The 16,744-nt window shown below is 41.2% G+C and carries 15 protein-coding genes and 1 other RNA gene; 2 read left to right on the top strand and 14 right to left on the bottom strand.

Features of this window, described 5'->3' with window-relative positions; all coding sequences use genetic code 11:
• Positions 1-2 precede the first annotated feature (2 nt).
• The 7 genes from L3V38_RS02360 to L3V38_RS02330 all read right to left on the bottom strand — a co-directional run bounded on the left by L3V38_RS02360 (position 3) and on the right by L3V38_RS02330 (position 4,253).
• Positions 3-419, bottom strand: a complete 417-nt coding sequence (locus L3V38_RS02360; protein WP_237118241.1) for a GNAT family N-acetyltransferase — start codon at positions 417-419, stop codon at positions 3-5.
• A gap of 169 nt (positions 420-588) precedes the next feature.
• Positions 589-885, bottom strand: a complete 297-nt coding sequence (locus tag L3V38_RS02355; RefSeq protein ID WP_237118240.1) for a hypothetical protein — start codon at positions 883-885, stop codon at positions 589-591.
• Positions 886-1,149: 264 nt separating this feature from the next.
• Complete coding sequence (locus tag L3V38_RS02350) at positions 1,150-1,662, bottom strand: hypothetical protein (RefSeq protein WP_237118239.1); 513 nt, start codon at positions 1,660-1,662, stop codon at positions 1,150-1,152.
• An 80-nt stretch (positions 1,663-1,742) separates the two neighbouring features.
• Positions 1,743-2,222 carry a hypothetical protein gene (locus tag L3V38_RS02345; protein ID WP_237118238.1) on the bottom strand — a complete coding sequence of 160 codons (480 nt, stop codon included), beginning with the start codon at positions 2,220-2,222 and terminating at the stop codon, positions 1,743-1,745.
• A 353-nt stretch (positions 2,223-2,575) separates the two neighbouring features.
• Complete coding sequence (locus tag L3V38_RS02340; protein WP_237118237.1) at positions 2,576-2,806, bottom strand: hypothetical protein; 231 nt, start codon at positions 2,804-2,806, stop codon at positions 2,576-2,578.
• 341 nt (positions 2,807-3,147) lie between these two features.
• Positions 3,148-3,244: signal recognition particle sRNA small type (gene ffs / locus L3V38_RS02335), an RNA gene on the bottom strand.
• A gap of 136 nt (positions 3,245-3,380) precedes the next feature.
• The gene (locus tag L3V38_RS02330) at positions 3,381-4,253 is read right to left on the bottom strand and encodes a DUF3014 domain-containing protein (RefSeq protein WP_062569898.1); all 873 of its coding nucleotides are present in this window, start codon (positions 4,251-4,253) and stop codon (positions 3,381-3,383) included.
• Between the two features lie 132 nt (positions 4,254-4,385).
• On the opposite strand from L3V38_RS02330, the gene L3V38_RS02325 reads away from it, so the two are divergent.
• Entirely contained in the window at positions 4,386-5,531 is a 1,146-nt protein-coding gene (locus L3V38_RS02325; protein WP_130150626.1) for a patatin-like phospholipase family protein, read from the top strand.
• On the opposite strand, the gene L3V38_RS02320 is transcribed toward L3V38_RS02325, so the two are convergent.
• The gene (locus L3V38_RS02320) at positions 5,532-7,505 is read right to left on the bottom strand and encodes a monovalent cation:proton antiporter family protein (protein WP_130150625.1); all 1,974 of its coding nucleotides are present in this window, start codon (positions 7,503-7,505) and stop codon (positions 5,532-5,534) included. It abuts the gene before it with no gap.
• Positions 7,506-7,643: 138 nt separating this feature from the next.
• Between L3V38_RS02320 and L3V38_RS02315 the strand changes: the two genes are divergently transcribed.
• On the top strand, positions 7,644-8,540 hold the full coding sequence (locus L3V38_RS02315; RefSeq protein ID WP_237118236.1) for a GGDEF domain-containing protein: 897 nt from the start codon (positions 7,644-7,646) through the stop codon (positions 8,538-8,540).
• A gap of 26 nt (positions 8,541-8,566) precedes the next feature.
• Here the strand turns inward: L3V38_RS02315 and L3V38_RS02310 are convergent, their stop codons facing one another.
• The 6 genes from L3V38_RS02310 to lpxB form a co-directional block, all read right to left on the bottom strand.
• Positions 8,567-8,911: a hypothetical protein gene (locus tag L3V38_RS02310; protein ID WP_237118235.1), complete on the bottom strand. Its 345-nt coding sequence runs from the start codon at positions 8,909-8,911 to the stop codon at positions 8,567-8,569.
• The gene (gene tilS, locus L3V38_RS02305; protein ID WP_237118234.1) at positions 8,908-10,215 is read right to left on the bottom strand and encodes a tRNA lysidine(34) synthetase TilS; all 1,308 of its coding nucleotides are present in this window, start codon (positions 10,213-10,215) and stop codon (positions 8,908-8,910) included. The genes L3V38_RS02310 and tilS overlap by 4 nt, the downstream gene beginning before the upstream one ends.
• 90 nt (positions 10,216-10,305) lie before the next feature.
• Positions 10,306-11,262, bottom strand: coding sequence for an acetyl-CoA carboxylase carboxyl transferase subunit alpha (gene accA / locus L3V38_RS02300; RefSeq protein WP_054553102.1), 957 nt, complete (start codon positions 11,260-11,262; stop codon positions 10,306-10,308).
• 16 nt (positions 11,263-11,278) lie between these two features.
• Positions 11,279-14,770, bottom strand: coding sequence for a DNA polymerase III subunit alpha (dnaE, locus tag L3V38_RS02295; RefSeq protein WP_237118233.1), 3,492 nt, complete (start codon positions 14,768-14,770; stop codon positions 11,279-11,281).
• Positions 14,770-15,375 (bottom strand): ribonuclease HII, encoded by a 606-nt coding sequence (gene rnhB / locus L3V38_RS02290; RefSeq protein ID WP_237118232.1) that lies wholly within the window; start codon positions 15,373-15,375, stop codon positions 14,770-14,772. The genes dnaE and rnhB overlap by 1 nt, the downstream gene beginning before the upstream one ends.
• Positions 15,365-16,522 carry a lipid-A-disaccharide synthase gene (gene lpxB, locus L3V38_RS02285; protein WP_130150620.1) on the bottom strand — a complete coding sequence of 386 codons (1,158 nt, stop codon included), beginning with the start codon at positions 16,520-16,522 and terminating at the stop codon, positions 15,365-15,367. Before lpxB ends, rnhB begins: the two co-directional genes overlap by 11 nt.
• Between the last annotated feature and the right edge of the window lie 222 nt (positions 16,523-16,744).

The raw sequence follows: 16,744 nt of genomic DNA, 5'->3' as shown, positions 1-16,744 counted from the left end.
CCTTAACGCAAAGAAACAGACATTCTAAGATATGAAATACCTGATTTTTGAAATGGCTCGCCATGTGAGCACAAGCCAAATCTCTGATAAAAAGAAAGCGCCGTTTTACGTGCATCACACCAAAAATAATTAACATCAGAACACTTCAAGTCACTCAGTATATGCTCTATTACTCTAGAACCTATTTTTTGTCCTTGGTATTGAGGCAAAGTAGCAAACTTTCTCAATCTTGCCTCATTGTTATTAATATAAATAGATGCAACACATACTAACCTTTTATCAATAAATGCACCGTAATGACTCGCCGTATCGTCGCCTTCAACAGAACAAAAAGAAATCGGTTTGTTTGGCCACAAAACGCGATGCCTAATAGGTAAAGCTTCTGCTATGGTAATTGTTTTTATGTCTATGCTATTCATTGGAAGCATCGAAAAATTAAGGGAAAACCTAAGCTAATAAAAAAGGATCAGAAAGACAAATCCAATGTTGTTTAGCATAAGTTTACACAAACACATTTACTTCATTAGGCTAAAACGTAAAACGAAATCGAATCTACGGTTACAAACTCAACTTTAAAGCTTTGCTAAATCAACTTAATAATGGAGCAGACCACCACGTAGGTTGAAATACAATAACTGGAATTAAGACAAGAGCAGAAATCCAATATATAGCAGCTTTAACTCGACTCTTTCTGATACGATAAGAAAGTAACCACAATAAAGAACAAGGTATAAGTACTATAAAATATAAAAAGACACCATAAATCCCAATGCCTTTCCCTTCAAGAATAAAATCTTTAAATGAAATAACTAAGTATGATTCTGTGCTTATTATCAATATAAGAGCAACAGAAAAAAGTAAACTCCCAATAGAATTTTTATTCATTATCGCAAACCTAAATCATAGAGTTCTTTGGCTAATGTTTTACGGCGCGCATCACCTATACTCGATGGCTCTGCATATTCCAGCTAGCACGAGCAAAAATTTTATTAATAATGGTAGTTACAACCTCAAGGTCATGAACCGTAGATGCACTTAAGTAATTCGAACCGTGAGCTAATGAATTGCGCACCTTTGGCAGAATATTCGCGAGAACTGATACATAATCATGCTCATAATTGAACCCATCATAATCAACCTCGTTTTCGTCTAATTCGTAGCATTGAAGGTTTTCCTCATCCATTTTTTGGAAACTTGAATTCTGTACCTTGCCCATGCTTCTCTGGCTTTTCCCTCTTGCCATACTCTAAAATCTTCATTCTTGATTAAGTCGTGTTCGACAAGGTAATGTAGGCTTAGTTTTAAGCCCATGGAGAACCGATGACTGTTTTTGCCCTGCTTTCTGTTTTTCGCTTTTTTGTAGTCTTGAAGGACCTGTTCACCAATGCATGCTTTAATTGCATGCTCCAAAACAACAAACAATTGATGTTTTGCTACAGGAAAAAATCTATAAACATAGTAGGAATATAGGATTAGATTTTTCACCGTAGCAAATTGAATCCGAATATTTTCAGGTATACTTTTGTCTAGCCTGTATTCATCAATTGCCTCATGCAACTGTTCAATAGAGTTAAGCCCGACTAAATTACTACGATCATCTGGTAGCATTACATTGGAGGGAGTTCTAAAATCTTCTTCTATCGGTAGATCCTTTGCCGTCATTTTATATTATTACCCTTTCTGCTTTTTTGTTGTCATGAGATGTTTTTCAACATACCTCTTTGCTGTTGAACCAACTCTCTTCAACTCAATATTTTAAAGTATTCTTCTTCCCATTCTTCATAACCGGAGCGCGTTAACTGGCTAAAATTCCTATCAATAACTTCTCTCGTCAAATCACTGAATATGTCATGATGAAGAGCCAAATTAGCATCAATACAATATATCGGGAGAAACGGCCTACGATCTAAAATATTACTACTTAGTTCTTCCTCGCGCAGTATGTTGTATTGCTCCGAAGTAATGTCAACCAATATGCCTTCAACTTCCAACCAACAATGCCCAATTGCCTCACTCCCACCAGATACATATCCTGCAACTAATTCTATAGACGTGTGATTAGTATTTTTGAAGATGTGTAAAGCCATTAGATAGCAGCTGTTATAACAATCCATAACAGGGAAATCTTCTGAAATAAACAACAAAGACTTTAAAGGGTCTTTTGCGCTTTCCCTTAGCTTTAAATAAAAGTCATTCGCCAGCATGTGTAGAGTTAGGTTCATTTGACACTTAGAAAATAAAATGTCAAATAATCATCTATCAATCTAGGAAATAGATCAATGTGTTAGAACAAAAAGCACCAGTAAATGTTGTTTCAAGTATAAGTTGGCATAGCCAAACTCGGTTTTTTAGCTTATAGCAAGCAAAAGCGAAGAATATATTGATATAAAATTGAAGCTTATAATGGCAAAAGTTACCAGATACAGGCTTTAAAAAGCCAAGATTATGTGCCATGAGCAAACATTGGTAACGCCACACTTAGGTGTGAGCAACGCTTGACTATACTTGAACGAAGCGAAACTGCCAAGCGTTACGAATCACTATTAAATACATTGCTATTTAGATTTGTTATAGGCTAGTCCATTTCGATAAAATCATCGTCACTAAACTTACCTCTATGTTGCTTCCTATATTCTTCAAACTCTAGATCAGTTTCTAAGTCACCAGTAGGCCAGCCAGCATCTAGTTGCGCCAAAATATCAGAAACTGGCGACCAGCCCACGATATCAGAAGTCGTTTGATTCAACCATGATTTACCATCCCAATATAAGTAGTCATATGAACCGAAACCACTGATATGCCTCAATGCTACTAAGTAGACACCAACTTCACTAGGCTCTGTTCCCTCAAACCATATAAGTTTTAATCTTAACTTTACTCATTATTTTCGGTTCCTAAATACTTCCGCCTTATCGCGTAGTTAACACAGAGTAAGCTTGGCATTTTCATGCTCATAAAAAGCTGATTAAACTAGTAGATCTATTCTTAGCTTACAGATTTATAGAGGATTTATAAGGTAGAGTTTAGCTTTTTGCTGGGAATAGGTTGATTTGTCTTTTGGGAAGAAAATAGGCTATGCCACCTTATACTTCCAATTTATGTCATCTTATACTTCAAACGACAACCCAAGAAGAATTTGGGTGGCAGTCTTACCAGCCACATCTCGGCACACACGTCACACGCTGTGGCTGCTCCCTTCCGGGCCTGACCAGGTTCACCTGCTAGTGTTGCGAGAGGACCAATAAGACTACCATTGAGGGCCTTGTTTGGCGCGGGAGGGATTATCTCTAGTTTTAACCTGTTATTCAAGGGGTATTCGAAAAAGAAAGTGCGATTGCATACTTGCTGTACAATCGCACTGTATTAAATGGTTTAAAAGCTTACTTTTCTAGTTCAGCTTTTATGTTACGTAATGCCGCTTTCACTTTTTTCATATTTTCAGGGCCCATACGCAAAAGCTGCTTTTGCGCTTGTGGAAGGTTTTCCCACTCTGAATAAGCATATTGATAAGTCACTGAGTTGCGCACTAATGGCATGTCACCTTTTGGTTCTGGCGTATCAAGTAGAACGTCAATCGCTTCTTCAAGAGTTTGATTAAAGGCATCGCCTTCGTAGCCAATCTCAGCATATGCTTCGTTTATTAATGGTTTATATTCATCATAAATGCGAATAGCCTGCGCAGCACTTAAACTAGTAAATAGTTTTACATAAGGGGTGTAGCGCTCATAACTGTTCGGATCAATCGTTAAAATATCACCTTCAATAACTTTAAATGACTCTTTTGGACGCTCAACAGGTGCATGGCTAGCTGCTACTTTGCCTTTTGCAATGTTATCTACATACACTACACCGCGACGAATAAGGTCATCGGTCACCATTAAACTCATAACCTGATCGCTCAGTACTTCGTCCATGCGAGCAACAACCACCTCATCGCTTTCGTTTAATGTAGGTAATGGTTCTACCTCTGGCACTGGCTCTTCTTCACGTGCTACAGGCTGCTCAACAACAACGGGCTCTGGTTCTGGTTCTGCAACTGGTTCGGGTTCTGGCTCTGGTTCGGGCTCTTGAAACTCCGCCATAGGTACTTCTTCAGTTACAATATCCTCTACGGTTTGCGTCGGCTTATCGTCTGGTTGGAGTAAAATATACGCTGCAACACAGGCAACAATAATTAAAATAACAACACCAAATATGAGGTTGTTATTGACTGGACGCTTTTGTACTTCGGTCTCTGACGAATGCTCTGACATACAGACTCCTTTAAAAAACAGACATAAAACTCGACAAAATAACGTGAGCAATTAGGTAAACTTTGCTTCTTCTAGCTTAAAGACTTACAGTTGATAAATAAAGTAAAGACGCACAACAATTTAAATGCAACTATGAGCAGTAAGTTAAAAAAAACACAGCACTCTAAAATCGCCTTATTATTAACAGGTGGTGGCGCGCGTGCCGCTTATCAAGTCGGCGTGTTGAAAGCAATAACACAAAGTATGCCTCGCACTGCCCCATTACCTTTTACTATTATTAATGGGACATCAGCGGGGGCAATTAATTCCGCCGCACTTGCATGTTATGCGTCGTGCGCCCATTTGGCGAGTAAAAAGCTCGAATGGGTCTGGAAAAACTTTTCCACCTCTCAAGTGTACAAAAGTGATTTTTTAAGCGTGTTTTTACATCTAACACGTAATATTCTAACGAGTTTCCAGTCTGAACACATTAATCATCCACCAGCAAGCTTGCTAAATAATAAACCGCTGAGAAAACTTCTTAACGAAATTTTAGACTTATCACGCATAGAACGTAACTTACATAAAAACTACCTTGATGCTGTGTCTATTACTGCGTCAAGTTACACAACCGGTGATTCTGTCGCTTTTTTTCAATCGCTTACGCAAAAACCATGGCAACGGGCGAAACGTGAAGGTCAAGCAACGCGTATTAATGTAGAACATTTAATGGCATCAAGTGCTATTCCTATGGTGTTTCCAAGTGTTAATGTACATAACCATTATTTTGGCGATGGGTCTATACACCAGTTGTCACCACTGAGCCCTTCTGTGCATTTAGGCGCTGAAAAAATCTTTATTATTGGTGTTGATGAACCCAAAGAAATGCATCCACCAGGATATCAACCCCATTACCCTGGGCTTTCAAATATTGCAGGTCACCTGCTTGATAGTGTTTTTACCGACACGCTGCAATCTGATTTAGAGCGGTTAGAACGCATCAACAGAACACTTGGCTTGTTACCTGCGCGTGACAAACATCAAGAACTTAAACAGATTGATACCTGTATCATTAACCCCTCACAAAATTTTAATATGATTGCAGCACAATTTTATGACGATATGCCAATCGCGATTAAAGTGCTACTGCGTATGATAGGTGTAAAAAAACGCTCACAATCGAGTTTAACCAGTTACTTATTGTTCGAAAAACGCTATACCCAAAAGCTGATTGAAATAGGTTACCAAGACGGGCTCAATAAACTGCCCGAAATTCGTAAATTCTTAGAGCTTGACTAATTACTCTGTTCCATCGAGTAAATAATGTTCTACACGCTCTACTCGACGCGGTTTACCTTGTAAAACAAGAATATCGCCAGCCATTAATACTGTTTGCGATGATGGGGCTTCTATTTCCCTGTCTTGTCGGCGCAGTGCTCTAACCGATACTCGGCGCTGTTCGAGCTTTAGCTCACTGATTTTTTGATTCACAGCAAACGCATATTCAGGCAGTGCAATAACATGTAAATATTCTAATCGATCAGAACTGGTTTCTTCGCTATCAAGCTTATCCCCAGTAAAAAAGCCATTTAAAAATTGATAGCGATTACGGCGCTCTTTACTCACTCTGCGAATAATTCGTGTCATGGGAACACCAGACATATAAAGCACATGCGAAACTAGCATTAAACTCGCTTCTAGGGTCTCTGGCACAACTTCTGTAACGCCTAACTCTTTGAGTGTTTCCAGCTCAGAATCATCTCGCATGCGGACTAAAATTTTAACTTTGGGCGCTATTTGTTTTATTGCATCAACAACGACTTGCGTTTGTTCAAAGTCTGCAAATGTAATAATAACAAGCCGTGCTCGCTCGACCCCTGCCGATTTTAAAATATCTTTTTGTTTTACATGACCAAAAATAATCGGTTCACCCGCAGCTTTTGCTTCTTGCAATAAAATAGGGTTACTTTCAATAGCCACGTACTCAATGGCCTCAGGCTTAAGAAAACGAGCAACAGTTTGCCCTACACGCGAAAAGCCACAAATCACCACATGATTATGATAAAGAGGACTGCTTGTAGCTGGCTGTTGCCAGTACTGACCTGCATGGGAAAGTAAACCAAAGCGCTTTAAAAGTACGGGGGTTTTCTCTATCAAATAAGGAGTGAGTGCCATTGATAATACGCCCACGGCAATAAGAAATGATGCTTGCTCTGTGCTGATCAGCAAATGCTGCGATGCCAGTGCGATTAATACAAAACCAAACTCCCCCATTTGCCATAGCATAATGCCAGCAGCCACGGCATCTTGTTTACGCTCACCAATCACTTGCGCTGAAATTGCTAATACGGCAATTTTAAAAAAGAGCAGCCCAACTAATACAGCTAAGATCCAATACCAACTATTTAGCACATATAACACATCAAGCTGCATGCCGACCGTAACAAAAAATAGCCCCATTAAAATATCGCGAAACGGTCTAATATCAGCTTCTAATTGATGACGATATTGGCTCTCGCCTAGCATCATCCCTGCTAAAAATGCACCCAGTGCCATAGAAAGGCCAAATAAATACGTAAGGCCTGCTGCAAATAGTGCGACCAACAAGGTTGTTAAAACAAATAACTCATCGGTACGAACCAGCGCTATCTCACTGAATACCTTAGGTAAAATCCATTTCCCAATTGCCCACAATAAAGCGCATACAAATGCCCCTTTGGTTAATGCAAAAGCCAGTGCGCCGGCAATGGCATCTGAGCCACTTTGCGCTAAAAGCGGGTAAACAATTAACAACGGCACAACTGCAATATCTTGAAATAATAATACACCCACAGCAAGCTGACCGCGCCGTTGATTAAGCTCACCAGACTCCTTTAACAGCTTAACCACAACGGCTGTAGAAGATAACGCCATAAGTGTTGCAATCGTAAAGCTGTTTAACAGGCTATGCTCAAGCAATAGCAAAATAATGATAAAGACAAGGCTAGTGACTACAACTTGCAATGATCCCAGCCCAAATACAATATTGCGCATTGCCATCAAGCGTGGAATCGAAAACTCAAGCCCAAGGCTAAAGAGCAAAAACACAATACCGAGTTCTGCTACAAAATGCATTTCATGACTTTGTGCCATCCAGCCAATGCCGTGGCTTCCCGCCAACACACCGGTTGCCAAGTAGGCAAGAATAGGAGGTAAACCAATTCGTTTGAAGAACCAAACAAATACAACGGCAGCGACAAGCAAGCCAAACACTTGAATCAGTACATTTTGCAAGCAATAAACTCCTTTCGACTTGATGACCAGCTATACCTTTCTTTAAATATAGCAACCATTTGTTTTTCAGCCAGTTTAAAAAAGTGGCACAAATCTCGCTTACTCACAGTATCTAAACACTCCGGGGGGAGAATTATCGTGGAAAATGTCCATATTTTGACGCAGCGAGTGTCTGCACGTGGCGAATTCATGCCATTTTCGGCAGAGTATTACCGAAATAATGAACTAAGCAATGCGCATGGCCTTGTAGCGAAATTACAGACAACTCTATCAATTGAGGAAATTCTTACAATTTTTGCTGACCATGCAAAACAGTTAATAAACTTGTCGGGTTTGCAATTTCAGTCTTCCCTTGGTGTTTGCCAAAGTGCAGAAAGCGACACCAGCCAAACGCCTTATTCATTTGATTTAGATATCGAAAATGAGCGCCTTGGTCAGCTAATATACTTTAGTAAGTTCCCTATGGGACAAGCTATAAAAAGCAAATTGCAACAACTGCACAGCGCACTTATTTACCCATTACGTAATGCGGTTATGTATAACCGTGTATTACGACTTGCAACTAAAGATGCCTTAACCGGTCTCAATAATCGCAGCCAATTTAATGACAGCTTGGCACAAAGGCTTGAGCGTTGTCGCAGGCAACACCGCCCATTTAGCTTGATGTTGCTGGATTTAGATAACTTCAAACAAGTTAACGATAATTTTGGTCACAAGATTGGCGATGATGTACTGCAAGAGTTTTCTAAAGTACTAAATAAAAGCGTACGCGGCACCGATTCAATCTTTCGTTTTGGTGGTGATGAATTTGCTTTGCTTATCGATGACCCAGAATTTACAACCAACAAAGTGATTGCCGATCGCATTATGCACTTAGTTGCTCAGTCTGATTTAATGGCGCAATACAAGGTTACATCTAGCATAGGTTTTACACTTGCTAACAACCAAGACTGCGAAAACGAAGTATTTGCCCGTGCTGACAAAGGTCTTTACAAGGCTAAAGCAGCAGGCAGAAATTGCGCCAGAGCCTACTAATCAAATAGAAAGCCTAACATCCCCCGTTAGGCTTTTTTAACCATCAGCTTATAGCCCAGTAATACCAACCAAAAGCCAGAGAAAAAACCACTCAATAAATAAAGTAATGCAGCCATCGTGGTAAGGGGCGATATCACTACTAACGCCAGTGGCGAAAGCACGCCTAAAATAAAGAACACACCGCCTTTACCTGACCAATAAGCCAATAGCAATAACGAGCACACGACTCCGCCGGCCAACGCATAAAAGAGCGTATTTAGAGTTAACTGTGTGAAAACAACACTCGCAATTACTGCAACTAACACCGACAACACAAATCCAAGCGGTGCCTTATTAACTAGTGATAAACCAGCATGTGGTTGTTCACTCATACATCTATCTCCCACAAAATTCCATCATCAGCACTGTGCTGAGCACTAACAAAATAGCCAACCACCTGCACTAGCTCATCGTTATAGTAAATAAGCGGCACTTGCACACGTAACCAAGGAGCTACTTTGGCATCTTTAAACCAATGCTTTAAGGTATTTGAACCTGGCTTGTTAACTGGCTTAATTCGAGCCTGTGGATTATTGAATATAACCTTCACTTGCTCATTTTCTAAAGGCATACGAACACCTTTGCCTCTATGCGGCGCAAGCATTCTGCCATCAGACAACTGCACGGGCTGTAAGTCAATCATCATTGCATCAGGAGCAGCTTGCTCAACAACAAAATACCAATGCTGTTGATGACGGCGCACATCACCGCTTTGCAAACTAATTTTCAATTGCGCATCAGCCTGCGCTGTTAAGCCTTGTTCAATAATTTGCCGCAGCTGATTTTCAGAAGGCAATTGGTGAGTAAATTGATTAAGCCACGCACGCACAAGGTTGGCTTGGCGAACTTCACTAAACTTTGCAACGGACCCACAACTTAAGCCCCCGTGCTGATTTTGACACTGTGCAAGGTCACTTTGCGTATATTCATCAAGTAGCGATTGCTGCTTCTGTAACAACCGAATACTGCGTGCAGCGCTTTTTTCAAACCCCTGAAAACGCATCGTTAATAGTGGCATCACTTGATGACGTAAAAAGTTACGATCAAAACGCTCATCGCTATTTGAATCATCTGTGATATGAGTAATGGCAAATTCATCAGCAAACTGTTCAATTTGCTCACGAGTAATATTAATGAGTGGCCTAAAACATACGCGTCCTGACGCGAGTAAGCGCTGCTGTTGCATCGATGCCAAGCCTTGCAAGCCTGAGCCACGTTTGAGTCGTAACAAGAAGGTTTCAAGCTGATCATTTAAATGCTGACCAAGCAGTAACACACTGCCTGCTGAACAGTTTTCATCGAGTGCTTGGTATCTTGCCTCTCGAGCTTGTGCTTCAAGTGAGGTGCGTGCACGCTCAACAATTTCAACGCGCACCGCTTTAAATGCTACATCAAGCTTTTCACATAACGATTGACAAAACCTTTGCCACTCACCAGCATGTTGACTCAAACCATGATTGACATACACCGCTTCGATTTCAAGTTCAGGATACTGCATTCGCACAGTAGTCATTAAATGTAATAACACAACCGAATCAATACCACCGGATAAAGCCACACTAAAGCGCCTGTGCTGAGTATTCAGTAAAGGCTGTAATTGAGCTAAAAAATGGTGATATAAATCTGATGTTTGCATTAAAAACCAATCAATATACAAGCATAATAGTTACAGGCATTATAAAACAAAAAAAGCCGCAAAAGCGGCTTTTTCGTTTATAAGCTGTGTTTAGCAATAACCAAACGACATTAAACGTTTGTAACGCTGATCAAGCATTTCATCTAGTGAAAGGCCTTGTAAGTCAGCTAAGTCACGCTTAAGTTGGTTTTTAAGGTTACGTGCCATCGCATCGTAATTACGATGTGCGCCACCTAGTGGCTCATCAATGACGTTGTTAATTAAATCAAGCTCTTTAACACGTGCAGCAGTTACACCCATCGCCTCAGCGGCTAGTGGTGCTTTATCTGCGCTTTTCCAAAGGATTGATGCACAACCTTCCGGTGAAATTACAGAGTAAGTACTGTATTGCAGCATGTTTACACGGTCACCCACACCAATTGCTAATGCGCCACCTGAACCACCTTCACCGATTACGGTACAGATGGTTGGTACTTTTAACGCCGCCATTACTTTTAGGTTACGTGCAATCGCTTCACTTTGACCACGCTCTTCAGCACCAACTCCTGGGTACGCACCTGGTGTGTCGATAAAGGTCATGATTGGCATTTTGAAACGCTCAGCCATTTCCATTAAGCGCAATGCTTTGCGGTAACCTTCTGGCTTTGGCATACCAAAGTTGCGTTTGATTTTTTCAGCCGTGTCACGCCCTTTTTGCTGGCCAATAACCATTACTGGTTGACCTTCAAAGCGTGCAACACCACCTAAAATAGCAGGGTCGTTAGCAAAAGTACGGTCGCCTGCTAGTTCGTCAAATTCCGTGAAAATGCGCTCGATGTAATCACGAGTATAAGGACGCAACGGATGACGGGCTAACTGAGAAACCTGCCAAGCACCTAATTCAGAGAAGATTTTCTCTTTCATTTCAGCGCTTTTCTCTTTTAATCGACTGACTTCCTCTTCTAATCCAAGGTCTAATTCGCCAGCGCGGCTTACATTTTGTAATTCTTCAATTTTTGCTTCTAATTCTGCGATTGGAAGCTCAAAATCAAGATAATTGAGGCTCATGCTCTAAACTACCTAATTAATTAAATTCTAGTTCTACATCTTGCGCCGCCATCAGCGATAACTTATGAATTAAGTCATCACTAGGCGTAACACACCATTCGGTTCCTAAGGTAATCTCAGCCAACGCATCCGGACGTTGATAGAATACTTTTATAGGACAAGTACCAAACTTATAAGGTTCCAGTACTTTTTGTAAATTATCGAAGAAGTTCGCCTCGATTTGCACCATATTCAACGTCATTTTAATCGCTTTTATACGTTTTTCTCGCGCTTGAGCAATGGTGCATATGTCTCTAGCGGTCATTGTAATGCCACCGGAGAAGTTATCAAAGCTGACCTGTCCAGATATCACCAAGATATTATTAACTTGTAGCATATCTTGGTACATTTCAAACTGTTCTGGGAATAAGCGTACATCAATACGGGCACTCTTGTCATCTAAAGTTACAAGACCCCAACGATTTCCTTTTTTATTAATAAGGGTTCGCGCATTAATAACAAGACCAGCTGCTGTTGACTGCACATCGCGGTTTGTCGGTTGTAGGTCAACAAGGCGGCCTGATGTGTAGTGTCTTAGCTCTTTTCTATACTGATTTATAGGGTGACCAGTTAAATAAAGGCCCAACGTTTCTTTTTCGCCATCAAGCCATTCGTTATCCGTTAAATCAGTTGCTTTTATAAATGCTTGTTCAACTTCGTCAGGCTCTGTGGCTAATAACCCAAATAAATCGGCCTGGCCTAATGATTCAGCCTTATGATGCTGATCGGCCGCTCGCATGGCATCTTTTAAGCTCGCTAATAAAGTCGCACGACCTGGCTGGGTTTTATCTGGCCCTAACTGGTCAAGCGCACCGGCATAAATTAGTTTTTCTACCACACGTTTATTTAAACGTTTTAAATCAACTCTCGCACAAAAATCAAATAAGTCTTTGAAAGCCCCACCTTCACTTCGTGCTTCTAAAATGGCTTCAACAGGCGCCTCACCGACTCCTTTAATAGCACCAATACCGTAAACAATCTCACCTTGACGGTTAACCGTAAACTTGTACTCACCCGCATTTACATCTGGCGGTAACAAGGTCAGTTTCATGTTTTCACATTCATCAACCAAGGTAACAATTTTATCGGTGTTATCCATATCCGCCGACATTACCGCAGCCATAAACTCTGCTGGGTAGTGGGTTTTCATCCACAGCGTTTGATACGACACCAATGCATAAGCCGCAGAGTGAGATTTGTTAAAACCATAACCTGCGAACTTCTCTACCAAGTCGAAGATTTTCATTGCAAGTTCGCCGTCAACTCCGTTATTAACAGCGCCTTCTTCGAAGGTTGAACGTTGCTTTGCCATCTCTTCTGGCTTTTTCTTACCCATCGCACGACGTAGCATGTCAGCGCCACCTAGCGTATAGCCAGCCAGTACCTGCGCAATCTGCATTACCTGTTCTTGATAAAGAATGATACCGTAGGTCGGTTCTAGAATCGGAATCAAACTATCGTGTTGCCACTGCACATCTGGATAAGATAACTCTTCGCGACCATGCTTACGGTCGATAAAGTTATCTACCATGCCTGATTGCAATGGGCCTGGGCGAAACAGTGCTACCAGTGCGATCATATCTTCGAAACAGTCGGGCTTTAGACGACGAATAAGGTCTTTCATACCACGAGATTCTAACTGGAATACCGCGGTTGTTTCGGCGCGTAGCAATAACTCAATACTTGGCTTATCATCAAGTGGAATGGCGTTGATATCAACCGGCTCTTTACCCTCACGAGCTAAGCGCTCGTTAGTCATATCAATTGCCCACTGCAAGATAGTAAGTGTTCTTAGACCTAAGAAGTCAAACTTAACTAAACCGGCTGTTTCAACGTCGTTTTTATCGAATTGCGTTACCGGGAATTTACCCTCATCATCACAATAAAGGGCGGCAAAATCAGTAATCGTTGTTGGCGATATAACAACACCACCGGCGTGCTTACCGGCATTACGTGTACACCCTTCAAGGATGCGACACATATCAATAAGTTCTTTGACCTCTTCATCACCGTCGTAGGCTTCTTGTAATCGCGGCTCAACATCAAACGCTTTAGCCAAGGTCATGCCCGGATCGCCCGGTACTAATTTTGAAATACGATCAACAAAGCCGTAAGGGTGACCAAGTACACGGCCTACGTCACGGATAACCGCTTTTGCAGCCATGGTACCAAAGGTAATAATCTGAGATACCGCATCACGACCATAAAGCGCCGCTACGTGATCTATTACCTCATCGCGCCTATCCATACAGAAGTCGACATCGAAATCGGGCATTGAAATACGTTCAGGGTTCAAGAAACGTTCGAAAAGTAAGTCAAATTCAAGCGGATCAAGGTCGGTAATCTTCAGCGCGTAAGCCACCAATGAACCGGCACCTGAACCACGCCCAGGACCTACCGGAATATTGTTATCTTTACTCCACTGAATGAACTCCATTACGATCAAGAAGTAACCTGGGAAACCCATTTGGTTGATTACGTCGAGCTCTATTTTTAAACGCTCGTCATACTCACCACGTTTTTCTTTACGCTCTTGCTCATCTGGGAACAAGAACTGTAAACGCTCTTCAAGGCCATCTTCAGAGACCTTAACCAAGAAGTCTTCTATTTTCAGCGAACCGGTTGGGTAATCTGGTAAGAAGTAAGTCCCGAGCTGCACGGTTACATTACAGCGTTTGGCAATTTCAACGGTGTTTTCCAGCGCTTCAGGAATATCACTAAATAGCTCAGCCATTTGCTGTGCTGTTTTAAGATATTGCTGCTCAGAAAAACGTTTTGGTCTGCGTTTATCTTCTAAGGTGTAACCGTCATGGATTGCTACGCGGATTTCATGGGCTTCAAAGTTTTCTGGCTTTAAAAATACCACTTCGTTCGTTGCCACTACAGGTAACTGCTCTTGTGCGGCAAGCTCAACGGCTAGGTGTAAATAATCTTCTTCTAATGGGCGCTCTGTTCGAATTAATTCAAGGTAGTAATGATCGCTGAAATGCTGTTTATAAAAGCTTACTACTGACTCAATAAGCCCTGCATTACCTTTAAGCAGTGCTTTGCCTAAATCACCATCTTTCGCGCCAGAGAGAATAATCAAGCCGTCTTTTAACTCAACTAACCATTCACGATCAATAACTGGGCGATGAAATAAATGCCCGCGCTGATACGCCTTAGAAATCAATAATGTGAGATTTTTATAGCCGTCATTATCTTTCGCTAATATGGTTATACGACATGGTTCATCTTCAAACTCAGGGCTTCTTAGCCAAAAATCAGCGCCAACAATAGGTTTAATACCCGCGCCATGGGCAGCACCATAAAAACGCACCAAACCACATAAGTTCATTTGATCTGTGATTGCCAGCGCAGGCATTTGTAACTCTTCAGCCTTTGCAACTATTGGTTTAGTTTTAGCAAGACCATCCACCATTGAGAAATCTGAGTGAACACGTAAGTGGACAAATTGCGGCGTTGGCATTAGCGTTGCTCTCCTTTTAACGCCAAAATGCGCTGTACAGGTTTAAAGCTTTTACGATGCTCTGCAATTGCACCGTATTGTTCAAGTGCCGCAAAATGTGCTTTTGTCGGGTATCCCTTATGGCCTGCAAAACCATAATCTGGGTAACGTTTATCAAGCTCAATCATTTCATCATCGCGGGCAACTTTAGCCAAAATGGACGCTGCTGAAATTTCAGCTACTAAACTATCACCTTTTACAACAGCTTGAGCAGGGACCGTTAATTGAGTTGGCACACGATTACCATCAATAAATACAAACTCAGGCTTTACACTCAAGCTTTCAACAGCACGACTCATTGCCAGCATAGTAGCATGTAAAATATTTAATTCGTCAATTTCACTTGGGCTACAACGGCCAATAGCATAGCAAAGTGCTTTTTCTTTTATTTCGGCTGCAAGCAATTGACGCTTTTTATCGGAAAGCTTTTTTGAGTCAGTTAAGCCTGCAATAGGTTTAGCAGGATCTAAAATAACCGCGGCTGTGACTACATCACCGACTAATGGACCTCGGCCAACTTCGTCGACACCCGCAATAAAGTTAACGTTAGGTCGTTCAATCTGCATCTAGTAACTCCGCAACTGCAGCCGCAGCTTGTTCATTGGCATTTAATCTAATTTCTTTGTGAATAGCTAAAAAGCGTGCTTTCAGTTTTGCATTATCGGAATTTAACATGGGTGTTAATGCATCAACTAAGTTCTCAACATTACACTCTGTTTGCAAATATTCAGGCACCAGCTCTTCATCTGCCAATAAATTTGGCAATGAAAAATATTTAATGTTGAAAGTGAATAATGTTTTGAAAATCCAATAACTCATTGGTTTTATTTTATATCCAACAACCATAGGTTTTTTATAAAGCATGCCTTCAAGTGTTGCCGTACCTGATGCGAGTAAAATAGCATCCGCGGCTTGCATAGCGAGGTTTGATTTACCGTCTAATAGCGCTAACTTTAACTGTGGTGCTGTTTTTTCTAACACATCGCAAAATTGGGCTTTGCGTTTTTCATTAACTAAGGGCACCACAATTTTAAGCTCAGGGTTTGCAGCTTGTAGCTTTGCAGCAGTTTGAATATAAGTTTCGCTTAACAGGCCGACCTCTGAGCCTCGACTGCCTGGTAATAACGCAAGCACCTTATCCGTTTGAGCTAAACCTAACTGATGGCGTGCATCATTTTGGTCATGTTCAAGCGCAATATCATCTGCAAGCGTATGCCCAACAAATGTACAAGGCACATTATGCTTATCATAAAATGCTTTTTCGAACGGTAACAGTGCTAACACTAAGTTAGTTGCAGCACTAATTTTGTGAATACGTTTTTCGCGCCATGCCCACACCGACGGACTAACATATTGAACCGTTTTGATACCCGCCTCTTTTAAAGGCTTTTCAACACGCAAGTTAAAGTCTGGTGCATCAATACCAATAAACACATCAGGTGGGTTATCGATAAAGTGCTGTACAAGCTGCTTACGAATTTTTAGTAAACGCGGTAAGCGGCCTAAGACCTCAACGAGCCCCATAACCGATAATTCGTCCATATCAAATAGTGTTTTGCAGCCAGCCGCTTGCATACGTGGGCCTGCAATGCCTTCAAATATGGCATCTGGAAAACGGACTTTAAGTGCTTTTACCAGTCCCTCACCTAAAATATCACCTGATAACTCGCCTGCCACCAAGGCAATACGTAACGGCTTTTTTTGTTCTTTCATTCGTTGATAATTCGCAACTTAAAGGCACATATAAAAATTAGTTTACCGTGTTTTAGCAACAGGATAAATGTCACACGCTGAATAAATACTAGAAATTGAAATAACGCTCAAAGGTTAAGCATTTAAGCCTCTTTATAAGGCTTCAAAGTTCGACATACCAAAGACTGATACCTCAAATGAAGTAATCGATACCCATTAAGTAATAACTGAATATCTTATTCT

It is taken from the genome of Pseudoalteromonas sp. L1, assembly GCF_021728095.1.
Taxonomy (GTDB): Bacteria; Pseudomonadota; Gammaproteobacteria; order Enterobacterales; family Alteromonadaceae; genus Pseudoalteromonas.
Note: the sequence above shows the minus strand (reverse complement) of the source record. Positions and strands in the feature narration are given on the sequence as shown.

Coding starts and splice junctions, on each gene's coding strand:
- L3V38_RS02360 (WP_237118241.1), bottom strand. CDS start 419: ATGAATAGCATAGACATAAAAACAATTACCATAGCAGAAGCTTTACCT.
- L3V38_RS02355 (WP_237118240.1), bottom strand. CDS start 885: ATGAATAAAAATTCTATTGGGAGTTTACTTTTTTCTGTTGCTCTTATA.
- L3V38_RS02350 (WP_237118239.1), bottom strand. CDS start 1,662: ATGACGGCAAAGGATCTACCGATAGAAGAAGATTTTAGAACTCCCTCC.
- L3V38_RS02345 (WP_237118238.1), bottom strand. CDS start 2,222: ATGAACCTAACTCTACACATGCTGGCGAATGACTTTTATTTAAAGCTA.
- L3V38_RS02330 (WP_062569898.1), bottom strand. CDS start 4,253: ATGTCAGAGCATTCGTCAGAGACCGAAGTACAAAAGCGTCCAGTCAAT.
- L3V38_RS02325 (WP_130150626.1), top strand. CDS start 4,386: ATGAGCAGTAAGTTAAAAAAAACACAGCACTCTAAAATCGCCTTATTA.
- L3V38_RS02310 (WP_237118235.1), bottom strand. CDS start 8,911: ATGAGTGAACAACCACATGCTGGTTTATCACTAGTTAATAAGGCACCG.
- tilS (WP_237118234.1), bottom strand. CDS start 10,215: ATGCAAACATCAGATTTATATCACCATTTTTTAGCTCAATTACAGCCT.
- accA (WP_054553102.1), bottom strand. CDS start 11,262: ATGAGCCTCAATTATCTTGATTTTGAGCTTCCAATCGCAGAATTAGAA.
- dnaE (WP_237118233.1), bottom strand. CDS start 14,770: ATGCCAACGCCGCAATTTGTCCACTTACGTGTTCACTCAGATTTCTCA.
- rnhB (WP_237118232.1), bottom strand. CDS start 15,375: ATGCAGATTGAACGACCTAACGTTAACTTTATTGCGGGTGTCGACGAA.
- lpxB (WP_130150620.1), bottom strand. CDS start 16,522: ATGAAAGAACAAAAAAAGCCGTTACGTATTGCCTTGGTGGCAGGCGAG.